The 20,541-nt window shown below is 74.0% G+C and carries 15 protein-coding genes and 1 tRNA gene; 5 read left to right on the top strand and 11 right to left on the bottom strand.

The window, feature by feature from the left end:
• Positions 1-6 precede the first annotated feature (6 nt).
• From KBZ10_RS03555 to KBZ10_RS03545, 3 genes are all read right to left on the bottom strand, one after another.
• Positions 7-1,047: a phosphatase PAP2 family protein gene (locus KBZ10_RS03555; RefSeq protein WP_210985975.1), complete on the bottom strand. Its 1,041-nt coding sequence runs from the start codon at positions 1,045-1,047 to the stop codon at positions 7-9.
• Positions 1,048-1,286: 239 nt separating this feature from the next.
• Entirely contained in the window at positions 1,287-2,495 is a 1,209-nt protein-coding gene (locus KBZ10_RS03550; RefSeq protein ID WP_210985974.1) for a hypothetical protein, read from the bottom strand.
• An 850-nt stretch (positions 2,496-3,345) separates the two neighbouring features.
• Positions 3,346-4,803, bottom strand: a complete 1,458-nt coding sequence (locus KBZ10_RS03545) for a hypothetical protein (protein WP_210985973.1) — start codon at positions 4,801-4,803, stop codon at positions 3,346-3,348.
• Between the two features lie 281 nt (positions 4,804-5,084).
• Between KBZ10_RS03545 and KBZ10_RS03540 the strand changes: the two genes are divergently transcribed.
• Positions 5,085-5,594, top strand: coding sequence for a hypothetical protein (locus KBZ10_RS03540; RefSeq protein ID WP_374223299.1), 510 nt, complete (start codon positions 5,085-5,087; stop codon positions 5,592-5,594).
• Here KBZ10_RS03540 and KBZ10_RS03535 read toward each other — a convergent pair.
• Complete coding sequence (locus KBZ10_RS03535) at positions 5,518-6,423, bottom strand: transposase (RefSeq protein ID WP_307847171.1); 906 nt, start codon at positions 6,421-6,423, stop codon at positions 5,518-5,520. The two genes, KBZ10_RS03540 and KBZ10_RS03535, sit on opposite strands and share 77 nt — an antisense overlap.
• Before the next feature lie 86 nt (positions 6,424-6,509).
• Between KBZ10_RS03535 and KBZ10_RS03530 the strand changes: the two genes are divergently transcribed.
• The gene (locus KBZ10_RS03530; RefSeq protein WP_210985972.1) at positions 6,510-7,403 is read left to right on the top strand and encodes a spermidine synthase; all 894 of its coding nucleotides are present in this window, start codon (positions 6,510-6,512) and stop codon (positions 7,401-7,403) included.
• A gap of 25 nt (positions 7,404-7,428) precedes the next feature.
• Here KBZ10_RS03530 and KBZ10_RS03525 read toward each other — a convergent pair whose 3' ends face one another.
• Positions 7,429-8,019 carry a hypothetical protein gene (locus KBZ10_RS03525; RefSeq protein WP_374223296.1) on the bottom strand — a complete coding sequence of 197 codons (591 nt, stop codon included), beginning with the start codon at positions 8,017-8,019 and terminating at the stop codon, positions 7,429-7,431.
• An 87-nt stretch (positions 8,020-8,106) separates the two neighbouring features.
• On the opposite strand from KBZ10_RS03525, the gene KBZ10_RS03520 reads away from it, so the two are divergent.
• Complete coding sequence (locus KBZ10_RS03520; protein ID WP_210985970.1) at positions 8,107-8,793, top strand: response regulator transcription factor; 687 nt, start codon at positions 8,107-8,109, stop codon at positions 8,791-8,793.
• A gap of 119 nt (positions 8,794-8,912) precedes the next feature.
• Positions 8,913-10,451 (top strand): HAMP domain-containing sensor histidine kinase, encoded by a 1,539-nt coding sequence (locus tag KBZ10_RS03515; protein ID WP_210985969.1) that lies wholly within the window; start codon positions 8,913-8,915, stop codon positions 10,449-10,451.
• Between the two features lie 745 nt (positions 10,452-11,196).
• Here the strand turns inward: KBZ10_RS03515 and KBZ10_RS03510 are convergent.
• The 4 genes from KBZ10_RS03510 to KBZ10_RS03495 all read right to left on the bottom strand — a co-directional run bounded on the left by KBZ10_RS03510 (position 11,197) and on the right by KBZ10_RS03495 (position 16,225).
• The gene (locus KBZ10_RS03510) at positions 11,197-12,720 is read right to left on the bottom strand and encodes a GH1 family beta-glucosidase (RefSeq protein WP_210985968.1); all 1,524 of its coding nucleotides are present in this window, start codon (positions 12,718-12,720) and stop codon (positions 11,197-11,199) included.
• 127 nt (positions 12,721-12,847) lie between these two features.
• Entirely contained in the window at positions 12,848-13,819 is a 972-nt protein-coding gene (locus tag KBZ10_RS03505; protein WP_210985967.1) for a carbohydrate ABC transporter permease, read from the bottom strand.
• Position 13,820: 1 nt separating this feature from the next.
• The gene (locus KBZ10_RS03500; RefSeq protein WP_374223298.1) at positions 13,821-14,891 is read right to left on the bottom strand and encodes a carbohydrate ABC transporter permease; all 1,071 of its coding nucleotides are present in this window, start codon (positions 14,889-14,891) and stop codon (positions 13,821-13,823) included.
• Between the two features lie 5 nt (positions 14,892-14,896).
• Complete coding sequence (locus tag KBZ10_RS03495; protein WP_210985965.1) at positions 14,897-16,225, bottom strand: extracellular solute-binding protein; 1,329 nt, start codon at positions 16,223-16,225, stop codon at positions 14,897-14,899.
• A gap of 252 nt (positions 16,226-16,477) precedes the next feature.
• Between KBZ10_RS03495 and KBZ10_RS03490 the strand changes: the two genes are divergently transcribed.
• Positions 16,478-17,506: a LacI family DNA-binding transcriptional regulator gene (locus KBZ10_RS03490; RefSeq protein ID WP_210985964.1), complete on the top strand. Its 1,029-nt coding sequence runs from the start codon at positions 16,478-16,480 to the stop codon at positions 17,504-17,506.
• A gap of 144 nt (positions 17,507-17,650) precedes the next feature.
• Here KBZ10_RS03490 and KBZ10_RS03485 read toward each other — a convergent pair whose 3' ends face one another.
• Positions 17,651-19,411 (bottom strand): glycoside hydrolase family 6 protein, encoded by a 1,761-nt coding sequence (locus KBZ10_RS03485; RefSeq protein ID WP_210985963.1) that lies wholly within the window; start codon positions 19,409-19,411, stop codon positions 17,651-17,653.
• A gap of 1,012 nt (positions 19,412-20,423) precedes the next feature.
• Positions 20,424-20,496: transfer RNA gene (locus KBZ10_RS03480), tRNA-His, on the bottom strand.
• Between the last annotated feature and the right edge of the window lie 45 nt (positions 20,497-20,541).

Raw genomic sequence — 20,541 nt, 5'->3', positions numbered from 1 at the left:
GCGGAGTCACGGGCTCCGGTGGAAGGCGGGAGGGGCGGCCGGGACGGAGCGGGGTGCGCCTGCGGCGCCGGGTGCCGCGGCTGCGGGACCGGGCCGGGCGGGCGGCCCGGCCGGAGTGCCCTGGGCGGCCGTGCCCTCGGCGGCCGTTTCCACGGCGGCCGTGCCGGCATCGGTCGCCGCTCCCGGGGACCGCCCGGCCGCCGGCGCGTCCGGTACGGCCTGCGCCACCGTGCCCGGCGCGGGGCTCGCCGCGTGCCGGGCACGGATCCGCTCGCGTGCCCGGTCCGCCAGGCGCAGGGCCGGGCGGACGGCCGTCAGCCCGAGGCCCATCACCCCGGCGCCGGCGGCGGCGTCCAGGAAGTAGTGGTTGGCGGTGCCCATGACGACGACCGTCGTCAGCAGCGGATAGCCGACGGCGAGGACTCTCGTCCACAGGGTCCGGCGGTACCGCCAGAGGACCACTCCGCACCACAGGGCCCAGCCGACGTGCAGGCTCGGCATGGCCGCGTACTGGTTGGTCAGCCCGCCCAGGCCGCGCGGTGCGCTGGCCTCGCCGCCCCACCAGCCGTACGACGCGTACCGGGCCATGCCGTCCACGAAGCCGTGCCCGGCCTCCAGCAGCCGTGGCGGGCAGGTGGGGTACAGGCTGAAGCCGGCCAGGCCGATCACCGTGGACAGCAGCAGCCAGGTGCGCGCCGCCCGGTACCGCGCGGGCCGGCGGATCCAGAGCCACACCAGGACGGCCGGGGTGACGAGGTAGTGCAGTGAGGCGTAGAAGAAGGCGGCCGGCACGCCGAGCGCCGGGAACCCGGTGAACCAGCGGTTCAGCGGACGCTCCGCGTCGAGGTGGAACGCCTGCTCGAACCGGAGGATGGCCAGCCCGTGGCCGACGGCCGTGCCGACGTCCCCGCGGACCAGCAGCCGGCCGGCCGAATACGCCAGATACACCAGCACGATCAGGGGCAGCTCCGCCCACCAGCGCAGCCGTCCGTGCTCGTGGTGCGGTGTCGGTATCGGTGCTCCGGCGGTCGAGACGGTTGCTGGCATCCGGACAGATCCCCCCGTGTGTTCCGGCGGGCCGCGAGCCCGCGGCCGTACAGCGCGCGGCGGTCGGTCCGCGCACCGGCCCGGCGCCCGGAGACGCGCGGTCGCCCGGGGTTCACCGGCGGTACGGCCCCGCGTCACGGCCTGGGCGAGCGGGAGGACGCGGCGGCGGATCTTCGGGTTGCCCGTGCTCCGCCCGCGCTCACGGCCGCGCACGCCGAGGCGTCGCGCGAGGCCGGCGTTCACGGGATGTTGGTGGCGTTGGGGACGTTGTCGCAGTCGGTGAACCGGTAGCGAGGGGCGCCCCCGGTCCAGCGGAGCGCCTCCGTCGCGGTGGTGGTCTGCCCGCCCGTGCCCCGCCAGAAGTAGCACCCGTCGTAGACGACGTTGCCGCGGGTGACCGCCGGGCCGCTGTAGAGGTGGTGGCCGACGGCCTGGTGCTGCCGGTAGCGGACGGTCGGCATCGAGCCCCCCGAGCCCCAGAAGTCCGTGCCGTGGTAACGGTGGAGGTTCCACGAGCGGGCGGCGTTGTTCTGGGCCGAGGCGAGGTCCGAGCAGTCCTCGAACGTGACGGAGCCGCCGGCCCAGCGGCAGTCGATGACCAGGTGGTTGGCGGCCTTCGGCTCGAATCGGACGTCCCGCACACTGAGCTGGGTCGCCGCCCGGTTGTTCGGGTTGGTGAGCGGCATCGAGAACCAGGTGATCGGACCGGAGGCGGCGGACGCCGCCGACCACGAGCCCCGCGCGACGCGGATGCTGCCGCCCCGGTCGAAGCGGAAGACGGTGCCGCTGGAGAGCGTGAGGCAGCAGTCCCGCACCCAGTAATTGACGAACTGGTTCTGCTGGTTGTGGGTGCCGCTGATGCCCCCGGAGCGGAGGAACGCGTCGCTGAAGGCGGAATCGGTGGAGGTGAAGACGCCGTCGAAGAGCATCTCGGAGTTGAGGTTCGCGGTGCTGTCGCCGTCCAGGCCGAAGACCCGGGTCCAGGGGCCCTGGAACTCCATGTCGGAGACGGTCCAGCCCTCGTTGAACGAGCCCGGCGAGGTCGACCAGAGGTCGGCGAAACCGTTGGCCGCGTTCGCCGAGCGGACCGTCATGCCGGAGACGGTGAAGAAGCGCAGCAGCTTCACGGCCGAGATCAGCGTCCGGCCGCTCGCCTCCCAGTTGACGAACGTGGTCCGCCTGCCGTAGCCGCGGAGGGAGAGGCCCTCCAGCCGGCCGGTGGTGGAAGCGGGAATCACCGGCCGGGTGAGGTGGTACTCGCCCGGCGGCAGGACGACCGCGTACTGCGCCGCGGAGCCGCGGCGGTCGCTCAGCGCCCTGGCCATGGCGGCGTCCACCGCGTCGCTGTTGAAGCCTTCGGTGACGACGAGTTCCCACGGCCGCTCGACGGCGGTCACGCGGGCGGAGAGCCGGGAGAACTCCTCGGCGGTGGGGACGGGGACGGGCATGGGGCCTCCGGCTGGGGAAGAGGGGCGGACGGCGGCCGGGCGCGGGCCGCGGAGCACGGGGCGGGGGCGGCGCGGAAGGCCGGCGGGCTGCGATGGGGTCGCCGCTCGCGGGGTGGAGCGGCCAAGCCCGCCGGGCGGCGGGTCCGGCCGGCGCCGGCGGACCGGCGGGCGGGGGAGGCCGCGTGGGCTTCCGGCCGCCCGGTGGACTCCCGGCCCGCGGTCCTCCGGCCGGAGGCGGCGGGCCCGGTCACCGGCGATCGGCGGGAGCGGCCTCCGCCTCACCGCTCCGGAGGGTGCTGCCCGGTCCTCGTCGTCCGCGCCGGCCGCGTCCCGGGAGCACCGGTTGAGGTCATCGACCGTAAGGCCCGCGGCGGGCGTTCAACAGCGGCGTGAGCAGCGCACTGCTCGGGCAAGGCGCGCTCCGCCGAGCGCACCGCGCCGTTCGCGCCGGACGTTCTCCACGGGCGTGCGCCCCGGGCCCCCGAGCCGGCCGCGCGGCGCTCGCCCTCCCTCCCCGGGCTCTGAACTCCCCCGCCGCGGCGCCGTTTCGCGCCGGACGGGCCGGAAGGACGGGGCGGCGTCAACAGGGGTTGCCGTGGTGGCGCGGAACGCGGAGGCCCGCCACCCCGGAGCGCGAACGGCCGCCCCGGCACCCGAAAGAGGCCCCGGTCACACGGACGACCGATCCGGCCGAGGTCCCGCACGGCAGGCTCGGTCCGCTCGGGCGGAGGGAAGTCCTCGCACCGGACCGTACGGGGCTCTCCGGCCGGTGCGGCGCGTGGGGTCCCCCCTGCTCGGAGAGCTTGGGGGAGTGCCGGGCGCGACGGGGCGAACACCGCCCTTTGCGGCACTAGCCGTGGAGGACCAGGAAGTCGGCCACCGGCGCCGACCGCCGGTACGGCGCCAGCTCCCGCGCCGTCCGGTCGAGCATCGACCGGATCCGCGCGGACCGCACCTGCCGCAGCAGGGTGATCACCTCCCGGCCGGCCCCGGCCGCCTCCTCGATCTCCCCGCCGCGTGCCAGATCGCCGGCGAGCTGGGCGGTGAACAGCGCCCGGTTCCGGACGAAATGGGACTGCTGGAGCCGGACCGCGCGCCGTGCGTGCCGGGCGGCGCGCGGCCAGTCGCCCAGGGCCGACCAGCACTGCGACTCCAGCCCCTCCAGCTCGGCCTCACCGAAGAAGGACATCCACTCCGGGTCGGCGTCCGAGGGGCCGCGGGCGAAGAGCAGCCGGGCGCGCAGCAGGGCCTGTTCGCAGGCGGTGCGGTCGCGGAGCCCGGCCCAGCCGCCCGCCTCGCGGAGGGCGAGCAGCGACAGCAGCCGGTGGGACGGGAGATGGCGGGCCGCCTGCTGCGCGGCCTGGGCGGCCCGTACGGCTTCCCGCGGCCGGCCCGCGTCGCGGGCGAGGAACGCGGTGTTGCAGAAGGCGTGCGCCTCCAGCCCGGGGTCGCCGGAGACCCGGGCGGTGGCGAGCGCCTCGGCGTAGTGGGAACGGGCGTCGTCGAGCCGTCCGGAGTCGTGGGCCAGCCAGCCCACGGAGATGGCGAGTTCACCGGCGCCCACGTGCAGCCGGTCGCGGACCGACTGGCGCGGCGCCCCGGCGTCGAGCAGGGCGTAGGCGTCCTGCAGGGGCCGGGTGGCGCGCCGGTAGAGGTCGTCTCCGCCGTGCCGGTCGTCCAGCAGGCGGATGTGGCGGACGGATTCCTCGACCGCCTCGGCGTCGGAGGCACCGGCGCGGCGGCGGGGGGAGGCGGCGGCTGCCGGTCCCAGGGCGGCGGTCGCCACGGCGGCGGTGCCACCGGTCATGAACGCGCGACGCAACACGTCGCTCTCCTCGGGGGTGTCGGCTGGTGGACGGAGGATTCCTGCCGCGTCCGCGAGCAGTCCCGGCGGCCGGCCCGCGAACGGGTCCGCGGACCGCTCCGGAAGGGAACACGCGGGCGGAACGGGGAGCGGACCCGGGGCCGGGAACGCGCCCCGCGGAGCGTCCGCGGCCCGGCCGGGAAGGGAGCGGGTTCTGCGGCCGCGCACCGATTCCCGGGGCTGGAATCCCATGTCCTGGAGCGAGTGCCCCGGGAACATGTGCCGGAACACCCGTTCATACGCGTAGTTGGGGCAGCGGATCTCACCGGATTCGACCCTTCCGATGTAGCGCGCGTCACACGAGACCTGCTCGCCGATCTCGCGCGCCGCGCGGCGCACCGCCGCGGCGAACTCGCCCGGGGAGCGCGCACCGCGCAGGGCGCGGAACGCGGTGTTCGGCTCCGGCGCGGGACGGTTCCCGGAGGACGGTGACGGTGACGCCATGGCGAGCACTCTCCCCGGCGGTGCGCGGTGCTGTGCCCCGGTCGGGGCGGGCTCCTGCCGGCGGTGGCCGGATACCGGTACCGCCGCTGATGGCAGCAGACCGTACTCCTTGTAGCGGACTTGTTACACACTGTTTGATGACAAAACGGATATCCCGCCCGCGATCCGCCATGAACCGCCATCCTTTCCGGCGGTGTGCCGCCGTAGCCATTGACATCCCCCGGTCGTTGTCCCCGGTGGACACGGAGCGTTCGGCTCCCTTCGGAGGAGGGTTTCTCTTGTTGAAGTCCGGCGTGGACACCAAGGGCTCACGGACGGCGGCCGGTCGCGGCCGCGGAGCGGACCGGGGTGCGGCCAAGGAGCGCGGACAGTACGGCCACGGAAACGCTTCCGCACGCGGGTTCGGCCGCTGCGATCTCGTCACCGTGCCGGCCCGGGAAGGGCTGGAGGCGGTGGACATCCTGCGCCGCGGCGGCGCGGGCCGGCCGGCGGGCGGTGGCGCCGCCGGGGACGGCGGTGTCGGGCCCGTCCTGCACGACGGGGGCTGCGACACCATCGGTTTCCTGGTCCCGGCGGGCACCGCCGACCGCTGGGACCTCCCGGGCAGCTCCTGTACCCGCACCCCCGCCCCCGACCCCCGGCCGGCCACGGGTGCCGACGCCCCGCCCGTGGCCGGTACGGGCTGGCTGGTGCCGCCGGAGGCGGCCGCCGACGTCACCGACCCGGCCGCGCTGCGGGCGGCGCTCGGCGAGGCCGGCCGGGTGATCGCGGCCGTCGACCGCTGCCGTTGAGACGGCGGGGCGCACCCCGGTGCGCCCTCCGCCGCGGCGCCCGCCCCGGTGGCCGGGGACCCCGGTGGCGGCGCCGGTGAACCCGCCGACGGATACTGCTCCCGTGACTCCACCCACGACTGATGTCGCGGGCTTCCTGTGTCGGTGGCCAGGCACCGGCGCAGAGGACCAGCCCGGCCCTGTGTTTGACGTTGAGCGCGCCGACGTGGTCGGCGTTCGCGGCCAGGCCGCAGTTGACGCACGTGAACTTCGCCTGGGTGACGCGGTTCTCCTTCGCCCCGTGCCCGCACCCGCCGATGCCGGGTGGGCAGGTGCGGGTGGGGGTACCCCCGGCGAAGCCAGGGGGAGTGTTGCGGGCGTCCACCGGGATCACACGGCGGCCGGCGCTTTCAGCCTTGTCCGCCAGGATCCGCAGGAACTGCCCCCAACCCGCGTCGAGAATGCTGCGGTTCAGCCCGGCCTTCGCCGCGGCGCCGTTCGCCGGGAACGCAGCATCGCGGTCGGGGTCGGGCCGGGGTGCGGGCGCCCTCGTCATGCCCGCGGTGTTCAGCCGCTCGTGCCCGATCACATCATGCTCGCGCACGAGAGCGAGTGCGGCTTTGTGGTGATGATCCAGACGCCGGCGCCGGATCTTCGCGTGCAGCCCGGCGACCTTGCGGGCCGCGGCACAATGCTTCTTCGTACGACGCCGCGCGCGCTTGGGAAACGTCGCCAAGTGCCGCTGCGCTGCGGCCATCTCCCCGGCCGAGACGTGCAGGAACCCGGGGTTCCCGACATGGCGGCCGCTGGAGTCGGTGAGGAAGTGGACCGTGCCCAGGTCGATACCCACCCTGCTGCCCGTGGGCGGCAGCGGCTCGGCGGGCACCTCGTCACAGGCACCGGCTGAAGCCGGTGGTCCCCTCGAAAGAAGGTCTGATGGCGAAAAGCAGGGCCAAGGGCCGTACGGGCGGCGACGGCGGCCGCGGGCGGCCGCGGCCGTCCGGGCCCACCGTCGAACGCGTGGACGGCGGCCTCGCCGAACTCGTCCCGGACCGCGAACGTCCCCGGGCCTGGACCCTCACCGTCGACGGAGCGCCGCAGTCCCATGTGGACCTGGACGACCCGGCGCATCTCGACTTCGCCTACCAGCGCCGCCTCGGCCACATCGCCGATCTGGCCGCGCCGCCCGGCCGTCCCCTGCGCGTCCTGCACCTCGGCGGCGGCGCCTTCACCCTCGCCCGCTATGTGGCGGCGACCCGGCCCCGCTCCACCCAGCAGATCGTCGAACTCGACGCCGGCCTCATCGCGTTCGTGCGGCGCGTGCTGCCGCTGGACAGCGGGTGGCGGATCCGGGTGCGCACCGGCGACGCCCGTGCCGGGCTGGCGAGAATCCCCGACGGCTGGGCCGACCTCGTCATCGCCGACGTGTTCGGCGGCGCCAGGACCCCCGCGCACCTGACCAGCACCGAGTTCACCGCCGAGGTGCGGCGCGCGCTGTGCCCCGGCGGCTGGTACGCCGTGAACGTCACCGACGGCCCGCCGCTCGCGCACCTGCGGGCGCGGATCGCCACCGTCCGCGCGGTCTTCCCCGAGCTGTGTCTCGCCGCCGACCCGGCCGTGCTGCGCGGCAGGCGGTTCGGGAACGCCGTGCTGCTGGCCGCCGACGGCCCGCTGCCCGCAGCGGAGTTGACCCGCCGGGTGGCCGGCGACCCGCATCCGGGCCGGGTCGAACACGGGCGTGCCCTGGACGATTTCACCGGGGGCGCGGCCCCCGTCCCCGACACCGCGGCCCAGCCCTCACCGGCCCCGCCGCCGGGTACGTTCGGCTGACGGCCGGCCGGGCCGCGGGCGGCCGTCAGCCGTCGACGACCTGCACCTTCGGCGGATGGCCGTTCCAGGTACAGAACACGGAGGTCGTCCGCGCGCCCGAGGTGAAGTTCACCCGGATCCACTCGGTCTGCTCCCACACCTGCATCTCCCAGCCCGCGTCCGGGGTGGCGGACACCAGGCTCGCCGAACGCTCACCGAGGTCGAGGACGACCCGCCCGCCCGCCACCGGGTAGCTCTTCACCTCGCCGCCATCGCCTCCGGAGGGCGAGGAGGGGTTCCCGGGCGGCTCCGCCGGCGTCCCGGGCGTTCCGCCGCCCGGCTTCCGCCCGCTGCCGGACGGCTCCGGCGACCGTTCCGGGGGAGCGGACGAGGCCGCATCCGGCGCGGCCGGCGGCCCGGGACCGCGGGACGCGGAGGCGCCGTCCTCCGCGCGGCCTCTCGCGCCGCCCTCCGCACCGGCCTCCCCGTCCGCCGCCGCGCCGGCGCCGACCGGCAGGGCCCGCGGTCGGTCGTAGACCGTGCCGGTGAGCGCGGTGTGGACACCCCACCACGACAGGGTGGCGGCGGCCCCCGTCGCCAGGAGCCAGGCCGCGCACTGCGCCAGTCCTCGTACCATCGAGCCCATCCTCCCTCAGCCGGGCGGACGTTGGCGACCGCCCGCCACCGGGGGACGGACCGCCCCGCATGGCGTACGGTGCCGCCCATGGCACGTGTGCTCGTGGTCGAGGACGACCAGTTCGTACGCTCCGCCCTCATCCGGCACCTGTCCGACGCCTCGCACAGCGTACGCAGCGTCGGCACGGCCCTGGAGGCGCTCCGCGAGGTGGCCCAGATCGGGTTCGACGTCGTCATCCTCGATCTGGGGCTGCCGGACCTCGACGGGGCGGAGGCCCTGAAGATGCTGCGCGGCATCACCGACGTTCCCGTGATCATCGCCACCGCGCGGGACGACGAGGCGGAGATCGTCCGGCTGCTCAACGACGGCGCCGACGACTATCTGACCAAGCCGTTCTCCGTCGAGCACCTGTCCGCCCGGATGGCGGCCGTGCTGCGCCGCTCGCGGGCGGCCGGAGGCGAGCCGCACGCGCGCGTGCTGCGCGTCGGCGGGCTGTGCGTCGATCCGCTGCGCCGCCGGGCCGAACTGGACGGCGCAGTCCTCGATCTGACTCGCCGCGAGTTCGATCTGCTGGCCTTCCTCGCCGGGCGGCCCGGGGTGGTGGTGTCCCGGCGGGAGCTGCTGGCCGAGGTGTGGCAGCAGTCCTACGGCGACGACCAGACCATCGACGTCCACCTCTCCTGGCTGCGCCGGAAGCTGGGGGAGACCGCGGCCGCGCCCCGCTATCTGCACACGCTGCGCGGGGTCGGCGTCAAGCTGGAGCCGCCCCGGTGAGCCCGGCCGGCGAAGCGCCGGGAACGGCGGTGGCCCGGACGGCGGGGACGGCGGGGACGGCGGGGACGGCGGGCCGCGGTGGCGGCGGTGGCGGCGGTGGCGGCGGCCGGGCGGCCGGCATGAGATGGGCGCTGGTCAAGGTCAGCCTGGCGGTCACCGCCATGGTCGTCGTCGCGTTCGCGGTACCGCTCGGCCTCGTGGTGGGGGAGATGGCGCGGGACCGGGCCTTCGCCAACGCCGAGCGGCAGGCCGCCGCCATCGGGCCCGCCCTGGCCATCACCACCGACCGCGCGGAGCTCGAACGGGCCGTTGCCAGCACGGATTCCGGGGCGGACGGCCGGATCGCCGTCCATGTGCCGCCCGCCGGGAACGACGCGGGAGCCGAGACGGGAGCCGAGGCGGGAAGCGAGGCGCGGAGCGCGGCGGGGCAGGGCCACGGGGCCGGGTCCGAGGCCGCGGAGATCGGGCGGAGCCGCGCGTCCGGCCGGGACCTGGCCGCCGCGGTGCGGCGCGGCCGGGGCTCCGTCACCGCCGTGCCGGGCGGTTTCGCCCTGCTCCAGCCCACCGCCGTCGGAGCCGGGAAGACCGCCGTCGTCGAGGTGTTCGTCCCCGACGAGGAGGTCACGGCCGGGGTGCACACCGCCTGGCTGGTGCTCGGCGGGGTAGGGCTGGCGCTCGTGCTGGGCTCGGTGGCCGTCGCGGACCGGCTCGGCACCCGGATGGTCCGTCCGGCCGGACAACTCGCGGGAGCCGCGCAGGATCTCGGCGCCGGACGGCTCGGCACCCGCGTCCCCGTCGCGGGGCCGGCCGAACTCCGGTCCGCCGCCGCCGCGTTCAACTCCATGGCGGACCAGGTCGTCCGGCTGCTCGCCAACGAGCGGGAGCTGGCCGCCGACCTCTCGCACCGGCTGCGCACTCCCCTCACCGTGCTGCGCCTCAACGCCGCCTCGCTCGGCGACGGTCCCGCCGCCGACCAGACCCGGGCGGCCGTCGCCCAACTGGAGTCCGAGGTCGACCAGATCATCCGGACCGCCCGCGAACAGCGGCCCCCGCCGGCCGCCCCGGAGAGCCCCGCGGCGGCGGACGGGGGCGGCGGCTGCGACGCGTCCGAGGTGATCCGGGACCGGATGGCCTTCTGGTCGGCGCTCGCCGAGGACGAGGGCCGCACCGCGGGGCTCGCCGGCGTCGAGCGGGCCGCGCGGGTGCCCGTGGCCCGCCCCGAACTGGCCGCGGCCCTCGACGCCCTGCTCGGCAACGTCTTCCGGCACACCCCCGAGGGCACGGACTTCGCGGTGGACGTCCACCATGCCGACGGCGCGGTGATCGTGCTGGTCTCGGACGCCGGGCCGGGCATCGCCGACCCCGGGACGGCACTGCGCCGGGGGCACGGCGACGGGAGGCGCGGCTCGACCGGGCTGGGACTGGACATCGTGCGCCGGGTCGCGGAGTCCACGGGCGGCGACGTGCGTGTCGGCCGCTCCGTGCTCGGCGGCGCGGAGGTACGGATGTGGCTCGTCCTGGACGGCGGGCGGCGGCGCTCCGGAGGCCGCCGCGTGGACCGGCTGATGCGGCGCGGACGGTGGGGGCGGCGGGAGCGGCGGGAGCGGCAGGGGCGGACGACGGGGGAGCCGAACGGGGAGCCGGGTACGCCCGTGTGAGGCAGCCGTGTGAGGCGGCCGTGTGAGGCGGCCGCGGCGGGCGCCGGGCGTGCCGGCCCCGCGCCGTCGGCGCCGGGGACCAGGGCGCGGGGCCAGTGAGTGCGGTGGGCTCCGGAGGCGGACGGGGCCCGTGGCACGGCGGGGCGCGCCGGGCCGGGGGCACGGACGGCCCGGCCGGGGTGCGGGGGAAACGGCGGGGCGCGCCGGAGGACGCGGCACGGTTCTCCGGGGCCGCGGGTCAAGCGCGGTCGATTCCCGTCTCAAGGCAGCGATGAATGCCGAACTGCCTGAAGAAATAAGGGGGTTCGCCGGATTCCGGTTGGCTGCCGTACTCCGCGTACCCGCCTCCGCGTGGCAGCGGTGGCAGGGACGGGACGTGCAGCGCGCGGCGGTGTGGGGCCTGACGGCAGGACGAGCCGGGGTCCGGAACCCGCCGCCCGTTCGCCGCCCCCCCCACAGGTGCGCCCCGGCCGGCAGCCCCCAGCCCGGCCGGGGCGCGACCGCGTCCGGCCCTTCCCGCTTTCCCCGGGAAGGGCCGGTCCGCCGGTCCGGCCGAGGGTTGTCCCGTAATCCGCGGTGGAGCAGCGCGCGGCGTCGGATGCGGTGCATCGCAAGACGGAGGGGGCCGCATACTGGATGGCTGCGGACGTTCCGACCACGCGGCGTGGGGGCACACCCCCGGCCGGAGGCTGGGGGAGTGCCGTAGCCGGCGTCGACGCGCCCGCCGGGGATTACGGGACAACCCTCAGGCGGCCGGAACCGGTCCGCCGCCCGCGCCCGCCACCGGATCCGGATCGGGGTTCGCGCCCGCCGCCGGATCCGGCAGGACGTTCGTCCGGGCCAGCCGGGAGTACCAGTGCGCGCTGGTCTTCGGGATACGGGCCAGGGTGTCGTAGTCGACGCGGATCAGGCCGAAGCGCTTGGCGTAGCCGAAGGACCATTCGAAGTTGTCCAGCAGCGACCAGAGGAAGTAGCCGCGCACATCGGCGCCGTCGGTCATCGCCCGGTGCACGGCGGTGAGATGGCCGTGCAGATAGGCGATCCGCTCCGGGTCGTGCACCCGGCCGCCGGGGCCGGGCCGGTCCTCGAACGCGGCGCCGTTCTCGGTGATCAGCAGCGGTAGCCCGGGCGCCTCGCGGGTGAAGCGCATCAGCAGCTCGTGGAGCCCGGTCGGGTCCACGGACCAGTCCATGGCGGTGAGTTCGCCGGGCGGCTGGTGGAAGGCCACGTCCTCGGCGCCGGTCCAGGGGGAGTGGTCGCTCCTTCCGTGGCCGTCCCGGCGCGGGCCGTCCGTGCCGTCGGCGGCCGATACCACGGTGGGCGCGTAGTAGTTCAGGCCCAGCGCGTCGAGGGGGTGCTTGGCGGTGGCCAGGTCGCCGTCGCGTACGAAGGACCAGTCGGTGATCCCCGCCGTGTCCGCGAGCAGGCTCTCCGGGTAGGAGCCGTGCAGCATGGGGTCGCTGAAGACGCGGGTGGCGAGGGCGTCGATCCGTCGCTGGGCGTCCTCGTCGGCGGGGGAGCCGGTCAGCGGCCGCACCACGCCCGCGTTGAGGCTGACGGTGATCTTCCCCTGGCCGGGCAGGACGGAGCGCAGGGCCGTGGCGCCCAGGCCGTGGGCGAGGTTGAGGTGGTGGGCGGCGCGCAGCGCGGCGGCCGGCTCGGTCCGCCCCGGGGCGTGCACCCCGGAGCCGTAGCCGAGGAAGGCGCTGCACCAGGGCTCGTTGAGGGTGGCCCAGAGCTGCACGCGGTCGCCGAGTGCCTCGCCGACGAGCCGCGCGTACTCGGCGTAGCGGTACGCGGTGTCGCGCGCGGGCCAGCCGCCCGCGTCCTCCAGCTCCTGCGGCAGGTCCCAGTGGTAGAGGGTCGCCATTGGCTGGATGCCGGCCGCCAGCAGCTCGTCCACGAGGGCGCGGTAGAAGTCCAAACCGCGCTGTACGGCGGGGCCGCGGCCGGTGGGCTGGACCCGCGGCCAGGCGACGGAGAAGCGGTAGGCGCGGTAGCCGAGGTCCTTCATCAGGGCCACGTCCTCGCGCCACCGGTGGTAGTGGTCGGTGGCGGTGTCCCCCGTGTCCCCGGCGGCGGTCCGGCCGGGGGTGTGGGAGAAGGTGTCCCAGATGGAGGGGGTGCGGCCGTCCTCCCGGACGGCGCCCTCGATCTGATAGGCGGCGGTGGCGGTGCCCCAGAGGAAGCCGGGCGGAAAGCGGAGCTCCCCGGAGGGCGGTACGCGCGGGGTCTCGGAGATGTCGTGGACGTCGGGCACATCGGTCATGGAATCGCTCCCATCAGGGCCGTTCGGGCGGAGCAGTGGAAGAGGGCGGAGGAAAGGGCGAGTTGGGCGGCGAGGCACGCGGCGGCCCTGCCGGGCCGGGCCGGCCGGGCGGCGCCGGGAGAGGGCATCAGCCCTTGACGGCGCCCTGCATGATGCCACCGACTATCTGCTTGCCGAAGAAGGTGAACGCCAGCAGCAGGGGCAGTGTCCCCAGCAGCGCGCCCGCCATGATCACCGACTGGTCGGGGATGTAGCCGCGGCCGAGGCCGGTCAGGGCGACCTGCACCGTGGGGTTGTCCTGGGTGAGCGCGATGATCGGCCAGAAGAAGTCGTTCCACGCCTGGACGAAGGTCAGCATGGCGAGGACGGCCATCGCCGGCCGGGCCGCCGGGAACACCACGTGCCACACCACCCGCAGGCTGCTCGCGCCGTCCACCCGCGCCGCCTCGATGATCTCGCTCGGCAGCGCCTCGACGAGGTACTGGCGCATGAAGAACACCCCGAAGGCGCTCACCAGCGTCGGCAGGATGACGGACTGGAGCTGGTTGGTCCACTCCAGCTCGGCGATGGTCATGAACAGCGGCACCACACTGAGCTGCGGCGGGATCATCATCGTGCCGATCACCAGCATCAGCAGCACCTCGCGGAAGCGGAACCGCAGCTTGGCGAAGGCGAAGCCGGCGATGGTGCAGAAGAGGACGGTCCCCACCGTGATGGTCCCGGCCACCACGGCCGTGTTGAGCAGCGCCAGCCCCATGTGGGCGTCGGTCCAGGCGGTCTGCAGATTGGGCAGCAGATCGGAGCCGAACCAGAAGGGCGGCGGGGTCTGCGAGAGCCGGGTGTTGTCGCGGGAGGCGGCGACGGCCGTCCACACCAGCGGGAAGAGCGAGCCCGCGGTGAAGAGGATCAGCACGGCGTAGCTGATCCGGCCGCCGTAGGACTGGCCGCCGGCCCGGCCGGCCCTCCCGGCGGCCCCGGGCGGCTTGGCGTTCCCGCCGTTCCCGCCGTTCCCGCCGTTCCCGCCGGCCGTGCCGGCTCCTCCGGCTCCTCCGGCTCCTCCGGTCCCGCCGGCCGTGCCGGCCGGTACGAGGGTCGTCATCTCAGCTCCTCCGCAGCCGTCGGGCGATCAGCCAGTTGACCAGGGCGATCAACAGCAGGATCAGGAACATCGCCCAGGCGATCGCCGAGGCCCGGCCGAGATGGAAGTTGAACCAGCCCTGCTCGTACATATAGAGCCCGAGCGTCTGGTACGCGTGGTCCGGCCCGCCCTTCTGCCCGCCCGCACCCCCGAAGAGCAGCGGCTCACCGAAGAGCTGGGTGGCCCCGATGGTGGAGACGACGACCGTGAAGAGGATCGTCGGCCGCAGCGAGGGGATGGTCACGTGGCGGAACTGCTGCCAGCGCGTCGCCCCGTCCAGCGCCGCCGACTCGTACAGATCGCGCGGTACGGCCTGCATGGCCGCGAGGTAGATCAGGGTGTTGTATCCGGTCCAGCGCCAGATGACGATGGAGGACACGGCCAGCTGCGAGGTCCAGTGCCCGGTCTGCCAGTTGATGTTCTCGATGCCGAGGAAGCCCAGCGCCCAGTTGATCATCCCGTAGTCGCGCCCGAACAGCAGCACGAAGACGAGCGTGGCGGCCGCCACGGACGTCGCGTAGGGGGCGAGCATCGCGACCCGGAAGAACATCGCACCGCGCAGCCGGTAGTTGAGGATGTGGGCGAGGCCGAGGGCCATCAGGAGCTGCGGGACGGTGGAGATCACACCGATGGTGAAGGTGTTCCGCAGGGCGTTCCAGAAGAACTCGTCCTCCAGCAGCCGGGTGTAGTTGTGCAGCCCGGCCCACTCCATGGTGGTCGGCTCGTGCAGCGACACCCGGTGCAGGGAGGCCCAGCCGGTGTAGAGCAGCGGGAAGAGCCCGAAGGCGGTGAAGAAGAGGAAGAAGGGCGAGATGAAGAGGTACGGGCTCCAGCGGACGTCGCGGCGGTAGCGGCGGCTGCGGCGTTCGGCCCGGCGTTCGGCCTTCCGCTCGGCCCTCGGCTCGGCCTTCCGGTCCGTCCTTCCGTCCGGCTTCCCGCCCGCCGCGCGGGGCATCGTGCGGGGGGCCGCGTCCCCCGGCGCCCCGGAACCGGGTGTTCCGGGGGACGCGGCCGCAGAGGAGTCGGCAGTCAACCGGCTCACCGGTCCAGCAGGTTGTCGATGTTCTTCAGCGCGGCGGCCCACCCCGCTTCGGGCGACTTGCCCTGCTGCTCGACCTGGAGGACGCCGACGTCGGTGAACGCCGTCTGGATCGCCAGGTCCTTCTCGCCGAGGACGAGGGTGGGCATGTCCTCCGCGGCCTGGCTGAAGATCTCGCCGATGGGCGCGTCACCGAAGTACCCGTGCTTCGCGCCGGCGACCTCCGGCATCGCGTACGTCTTGGGCGAGCTGGGGAAGGAGGCCTGCTCCCGGAAGAGTTTGGCCTGCTGCTCGGGCGCCGTCAGCCAGGTGGCGAGCTTGACCGCCTCCTCCTTGTTCTTCGCGGCCTCCGGCACGGAGAGGAAGGAGCCGCCCCAGTTGGCGGGCGCCGGTGCCGGCGCGATGTCCCACTGGTCGGCCGCCTGGGGACCGGCCTTCTCCTTGATGTACCCGAGCATCCAGGCGGGGCAGGAGACGGTGGCGAACCGGCCGTTGGCGTACGCCTGGTCCCACGGCTTGTCGAACTGCTTGAGCCGGGCCGTCATCTTCCCCTCGACGGCGCGCATCGCCAGCTCCCAGGAGTCCTTGACCGCCGGGCTCTTCCGGTAGATCAGCTCGCCGTCGCGGTCGTAGTAGCGCTCCACACGGCCGGAGACCGACGCGTTGAAGAGGCCGATGGCGGTGTCCATGTAGACGGTGCCGGAGGGCGCCTTCTTCATGTACTTCTCGCCGGTCTCGACGTACTTCTCCCAGTCTCCGGCCCAGAGGGCGCCGACCTTCTCGCGGTCGGTGGGCAGTCCCGCCTTCTCGAAGAGGTCCTTGCGGTAGCAGATGGCCATGGGGCCGATGTCGGTGCCGAGGCCGATGGTCCGGCCGTCCTCGGCGGTGGCCTGGTCCCACTTCCAGTCGAGCCAGTTCTTCCGGTCGACGCCGTCGGCGCGGCCCAGGTCGACGAACTTGCCGGCGTGCCGGTTGACCGTCTCGGCGATGTTGCCGACCTCGATCGCCTGGATGTCCTGGAGCCCGCTGCCGGTCCCGAGGTGGGTGAGGAGCTGCGGGTAGTACTGGTCGGCCCGCTCGATGGACGTCTCCTTGATGACGACGTCCGGGTTCATCTTCTGATACTCGTCGTAGAGCCCGGCCTGCTTGTAGCCGAAGACGCCGAAGACCCCGACGGTGACGGTCTTCTTGCCGTCGGCGCTTCCCCCTGAGCCTCTCCGGCCACTTCCGCCACTGTCGTCGGCGCAACCTGCCAGCAGGCCGGTGACGAGGGCGGCGGTGGTCGCCAAGGCCGCCGTGCGCCGGGAGATGTGGGCTGATCCGCGCATGACATCCTCCTGCTCCCTGCGTATCGTCCCCCTGCCGAAGTAGTGCAACGGAAAACCATGTCGGTGGGCATGGTGGAGGGACGTACGAGAGATGTAGGCGCCCCCTTCTTGAGAGCGCTCTCATCCGTGACGTCTTGAAGGTTCACGGCTCACCGGGAGAGTGTCAAGGCCGTGGGACGGAACGTGCTGACGGGGGAGTGATGTTGAATGGTCCAACAGCCACGGACGCAGGCTGGGAGCGGGAGGCGGACCATGCCGGTGACGAGAAAACACGGTGGCAGGCCCACCCTGGAGGAGGTCGCGGCGCGCGCGGGGGTCGGACGCGGCACCGTCTCCCGTGTGATCAACGGATCGCCCCGGGTGAGCGACCGCACCCGGACCGCGGTGGAACACGCCATCGCCGAGCTCGGCTACGTACCCAACCGGGCGGCGCGGGCGCTGGCCGCCAACCGCACCGACGCCGTCGCCCTGGTGATCCCCGAGACCGAGACCCGGCTCTTCGCCGAGCCGTACTTCTCCGACATCATCCGCGGCATCTCCACCGAACTCGCCGAGACGGAGATCCAGCTGCTGCTCACCCTCATCCGCACCCCCAAGGAACGCCACCGGCTGACCCAGTTCCTCGGGGCGCACCGGGTGGACGGCGTCCTGCTCGTCTCCGTCCACGCGGACGATCCGCTGCCCGACCTCCTGGAGGAGATCGAGATGCCCGCGGTCCTCAGCGGCCGCCGCGCCGCCGGGGAATCCGTGCCGTACGTCGACTCCGACAACGTCGGCGGCGCGGCCGCGGCCGTCGAGCACTTGATCGGCCGCGGCCGCCGCCGGGTCGCGACGATCACCGGCCCGCTGGACATGTACGTGGCCCAGTGCCGCCTCGACGGCTACCACCAGGCCATCGCCGCCGCCGGGCACGCACCGGACGAGGCGCTGGTCGAACCCGCCGACTTCACCGAGGAGGGCGGCCGCCGCGCCATGCGCCGGCTGCTGGAGCGGCGGCCGGACCTCGACGCGGTGTTCTGCGCCTCCGACGTGATGGCCTCCGGCGCCCGCCAGGTGCTGCGGGAGGCGGGCCGCCGCATCCCGGAGGACGTGGCCCTCGTCGGCTTCGACGACTCACCGGTCGCCCGCCACATGGACCCGCCGCTGACCAGCGTCCGCCAGCCGATCGAGGAGATGGGCCGGACGATGGCCCGGGTCCTGCTCCGGGAGATCGGACAGCCCGACTCCGGCAGCCGGCAAGTCGTCCTGCCCACCGAACTGGTGCGCCGCGGCTCCTCCTGAGCGGGGCGCGCCGGTCCGGCCGGGCGGCGGACGCGGAAGAGGGGGCCGGCAGGCCGCCGGCCCCCTCCCGGGGAGAGCGCGTGTCACGCGTTCCGTCCCGGTGCGGGGGCGGAGCGGCCGGTCACCGGCCGCCCCGCCGGACCGCTACAGCGGCGGATAGGCGTTCGCCAGCAGCTCTTCGAACTGTGCCTGGAACCAGTGACCGGAGACCGGCGCGTCCGGCAGGGCACCCGACGGGTTGTTCAGGTTGCGCGCGTTCCCCTCGTAGGTGGGGTCGCACATCCGGTCGAAGCCCTTGCCCTCGTCGTTGTCGATCTCCTGGCTGGCGCCGTCCGACTCGCCCGGGGGCTTGATCCACGCGTAGGCGTCGATGCCCGGGGCGGGCGCGGCGGTGGGCCGCTCACCGAGGCCGGCACCGGCCTGGTTGCACCAGTTGCCCTGGTGGATGCGGCGGTCGACGCGGCTGCCGTTCACGTACTCGTCGACGGTGGTCTTCTCCGCCGGGCCGGTGGGCCGGTCGGGGCCGCCCCAGCCGTTGCGGGAGGTGTCGATGACGACACCGACCTCCGCGTTGAAGCCGGCGGAGACCGCCTCCTCGCGGAAGGCCTGCGAGAAGGTCTGGATGTCCACGTAGCGGTTCCAGTCCACCCACGCCGACTGGCGCACCATCTGGCCGTTCACCGACTCGTCGATGGAGAAGTACGGCTCCTCGATGGCACCGTAGTTGGCGACGTTGGCGGCGAAGCCGGCCACGTCGTCGACGGTGGCACCCTCGGTGGTCGCCGCCTCGTGCAGCAGCTCGGCGGTGGCCCCGAAGTTGTCGTCCCAACCGATCCAGCCGTGGTGGCCGATGTCGATGTAGTTGTAGACGTTCCCGATGTCACCGAAGGTCGCCAGCGCGTAGCCGACGCCCTTGACGTAGTTGCCGTTCTCCTTCATCACATCGCAGTTCTCGGTGGCCGTGGCGCGGCCGCCGACGTTGGTGATGAGGTTGGGCAGCGAGTCGATCTCGATGGTGTTGACGATCCGGATGCCGGCGTACTTCGGGTCCGCCAGGATCTCGGCGATCGGGTCGATGAACTCGTTCTTGTAGCGGTCGATCTCCGTCGGGCCGAGTTCGCCCTGGGAGGCCAGCGCCGCGCAGTCCCGCCCGGGCAGGTTGTACGTGACCATCTGGAACACGTCGGCGTCCTGCTCCAGGGCCGCGTCGAGGTGGTCCCGCAGGCCCATGGTGTTCTCACCCGCGGAGCCCGACTCGATCGCGGAGATGCGGTCCAGCCACACGGCCGTCGGCTGGTCGGCGATCGCCTCGCCTCCGCTCCTGGCGGCCTGTGCCGACCAGTCCGGGTTCACATAGACCTTGGCACCCTCGAAGGGGTTGTCCACGCGGTCGCCGGGCGGGTCGGACGGTTCACCGGGATCGCCCGGGTCACCGGGGTCACCGGGGCCGCCGCCGTCGGTCGTGCAGGTGACGCCGTTGAGCGTGATGGTTCCCGGGACGGCGTTCGTGCCGCTGAACGTGGCCTGGAAGCCGAAGGACGCCGTGCCGCCGGAGCCCAGGGCGCCGCCCCATGACGGGCTGGCGGCCGTGACGGTCGCGCCGCTCTGCGTGATGTCGGCGTTCCAGCCCTGGGTCACCTTCTGGTTGCCGGAGAACGTCCACCCGACGTTCCACGAGCTCAGGGCGTCACCGGTGTTGGTGACGGTGACGTTGGCGGTGAAGCCGGTGTCCCACTGGTTCTGCACCGCGTAGTCGGCCGTGCAGCCCGCGGCGGCCGGAGCCGCCGAGGCGGTGCCGGTCAGCGCGGTGCCGGTACCGGCGGCCGCCAGCATGAGGGCGCAGGCCGTGAGTGCGGTGCGTCTCGGGCGCTTGCGGCGGCCCGTCGGTGAGATGGTGCGGCTCATCAGCGATCCTCCTGTAGATCGTGCGATGGTGCGCGGTCGCGGGTGCCGGGGCACTCGCTGTGCCTCCCACGGCTGCCGTCCGGGCCGGGTGGAGTGGTCCGGGGCGGCAGCGGTGCGGGCACGCCTCCTCGCCGCACCCGCCGCCACGCAGGCGGGTGTCGGTGGGGAGAGGAACGGAGCCGTCCGTGCGGGACGGCGGATGGCGCTCTTCGGAAGCGGAGCCGGGCATGGCGCGGGCGGCTGGCGGGGGGTGGTGCCCGCTCGCTCGCGGGTGCGGCCGGCGGCCGGAGTGGAGTGTGGGGTGTGGATGCCCGCGACCGCTGCGGAGGTGGGGGCATCCGTGGCGGACGGGACGGGGGCGGGGGGTTCCGGAGGGCTCCTCGGTCGTCGGCCGCGTCGTGCGACGCCCTCCCAAGACTGTGGAAGCGCTCCCATTTACTGAGCCAGACCATAGCCCCGCCCTCCCCGGGTCAACAAGGGAACGGACGGATCTTTCCTTTAAGTGCCTGTTAAACGGCGGGTGGTTGGCGGTGGGCCCCCCTTCCGGGGGTCGCCAGAAATCTGGGAGCGCTCCCAGGTTCTGCTCTGGGTCTCGTCAATGGCGGCAAGGTGAGCGGCTGTCCCCCAGGAGCGCGTGGACCGGTCGGATGAGGCACGCATGATCCTGGCGATGCGCAGCCCCCACCGAAGGCGGCCGGGAGCCGGTCACGCTCGTGCGGCGCACGGCCCTGCCGGGAAGGGCTCGCCGGTGGAACTCCGGGAGAGGCCTCGCGGACGCTCCCGCGGCGGGCCTGCCGGACCGGGAAGAGGGCGCCTCCCGTGACGGACGGCCGGTGTGCCCGCCAATCGCCCTGGTGCCGTGGGCCCTGGGCCGTGGGCCGTGGGCCGTGGGCCGTGCGCCCGCCCCGCCGTGCCGCCGCGGGACCGGGGGCAGCGGCGCGCCGTGTCCCCGCCGGACCCCGGGCATGACGAAGGCCCGGACTGCTTCCGCGGACCGGGCCTTGATCATCAGGGTGAGTAACGGGACTCGAACCCGCGACATCCTGGACCACAACCAGGTGCTCTACCAGCTGAGCTATACCCACCACGACCGGCTGTGCACCGGCCGAGAAAAAGTGTACACGTTCCGC

It is taken from the genome of Streptomyces sp. F63 (genome assembly GCF_018070345.1).
Lineage (GTDB): Bacteria > Actinomycetota > Actinomycetes > Streptomycetales > Streptomycetaceae > Streptomyces.
The sequence above is the reverse complement of the archived record's forward strand: the minus strand, read 5'-3'. Positions and strand labels throughout refer to the sequence as shown.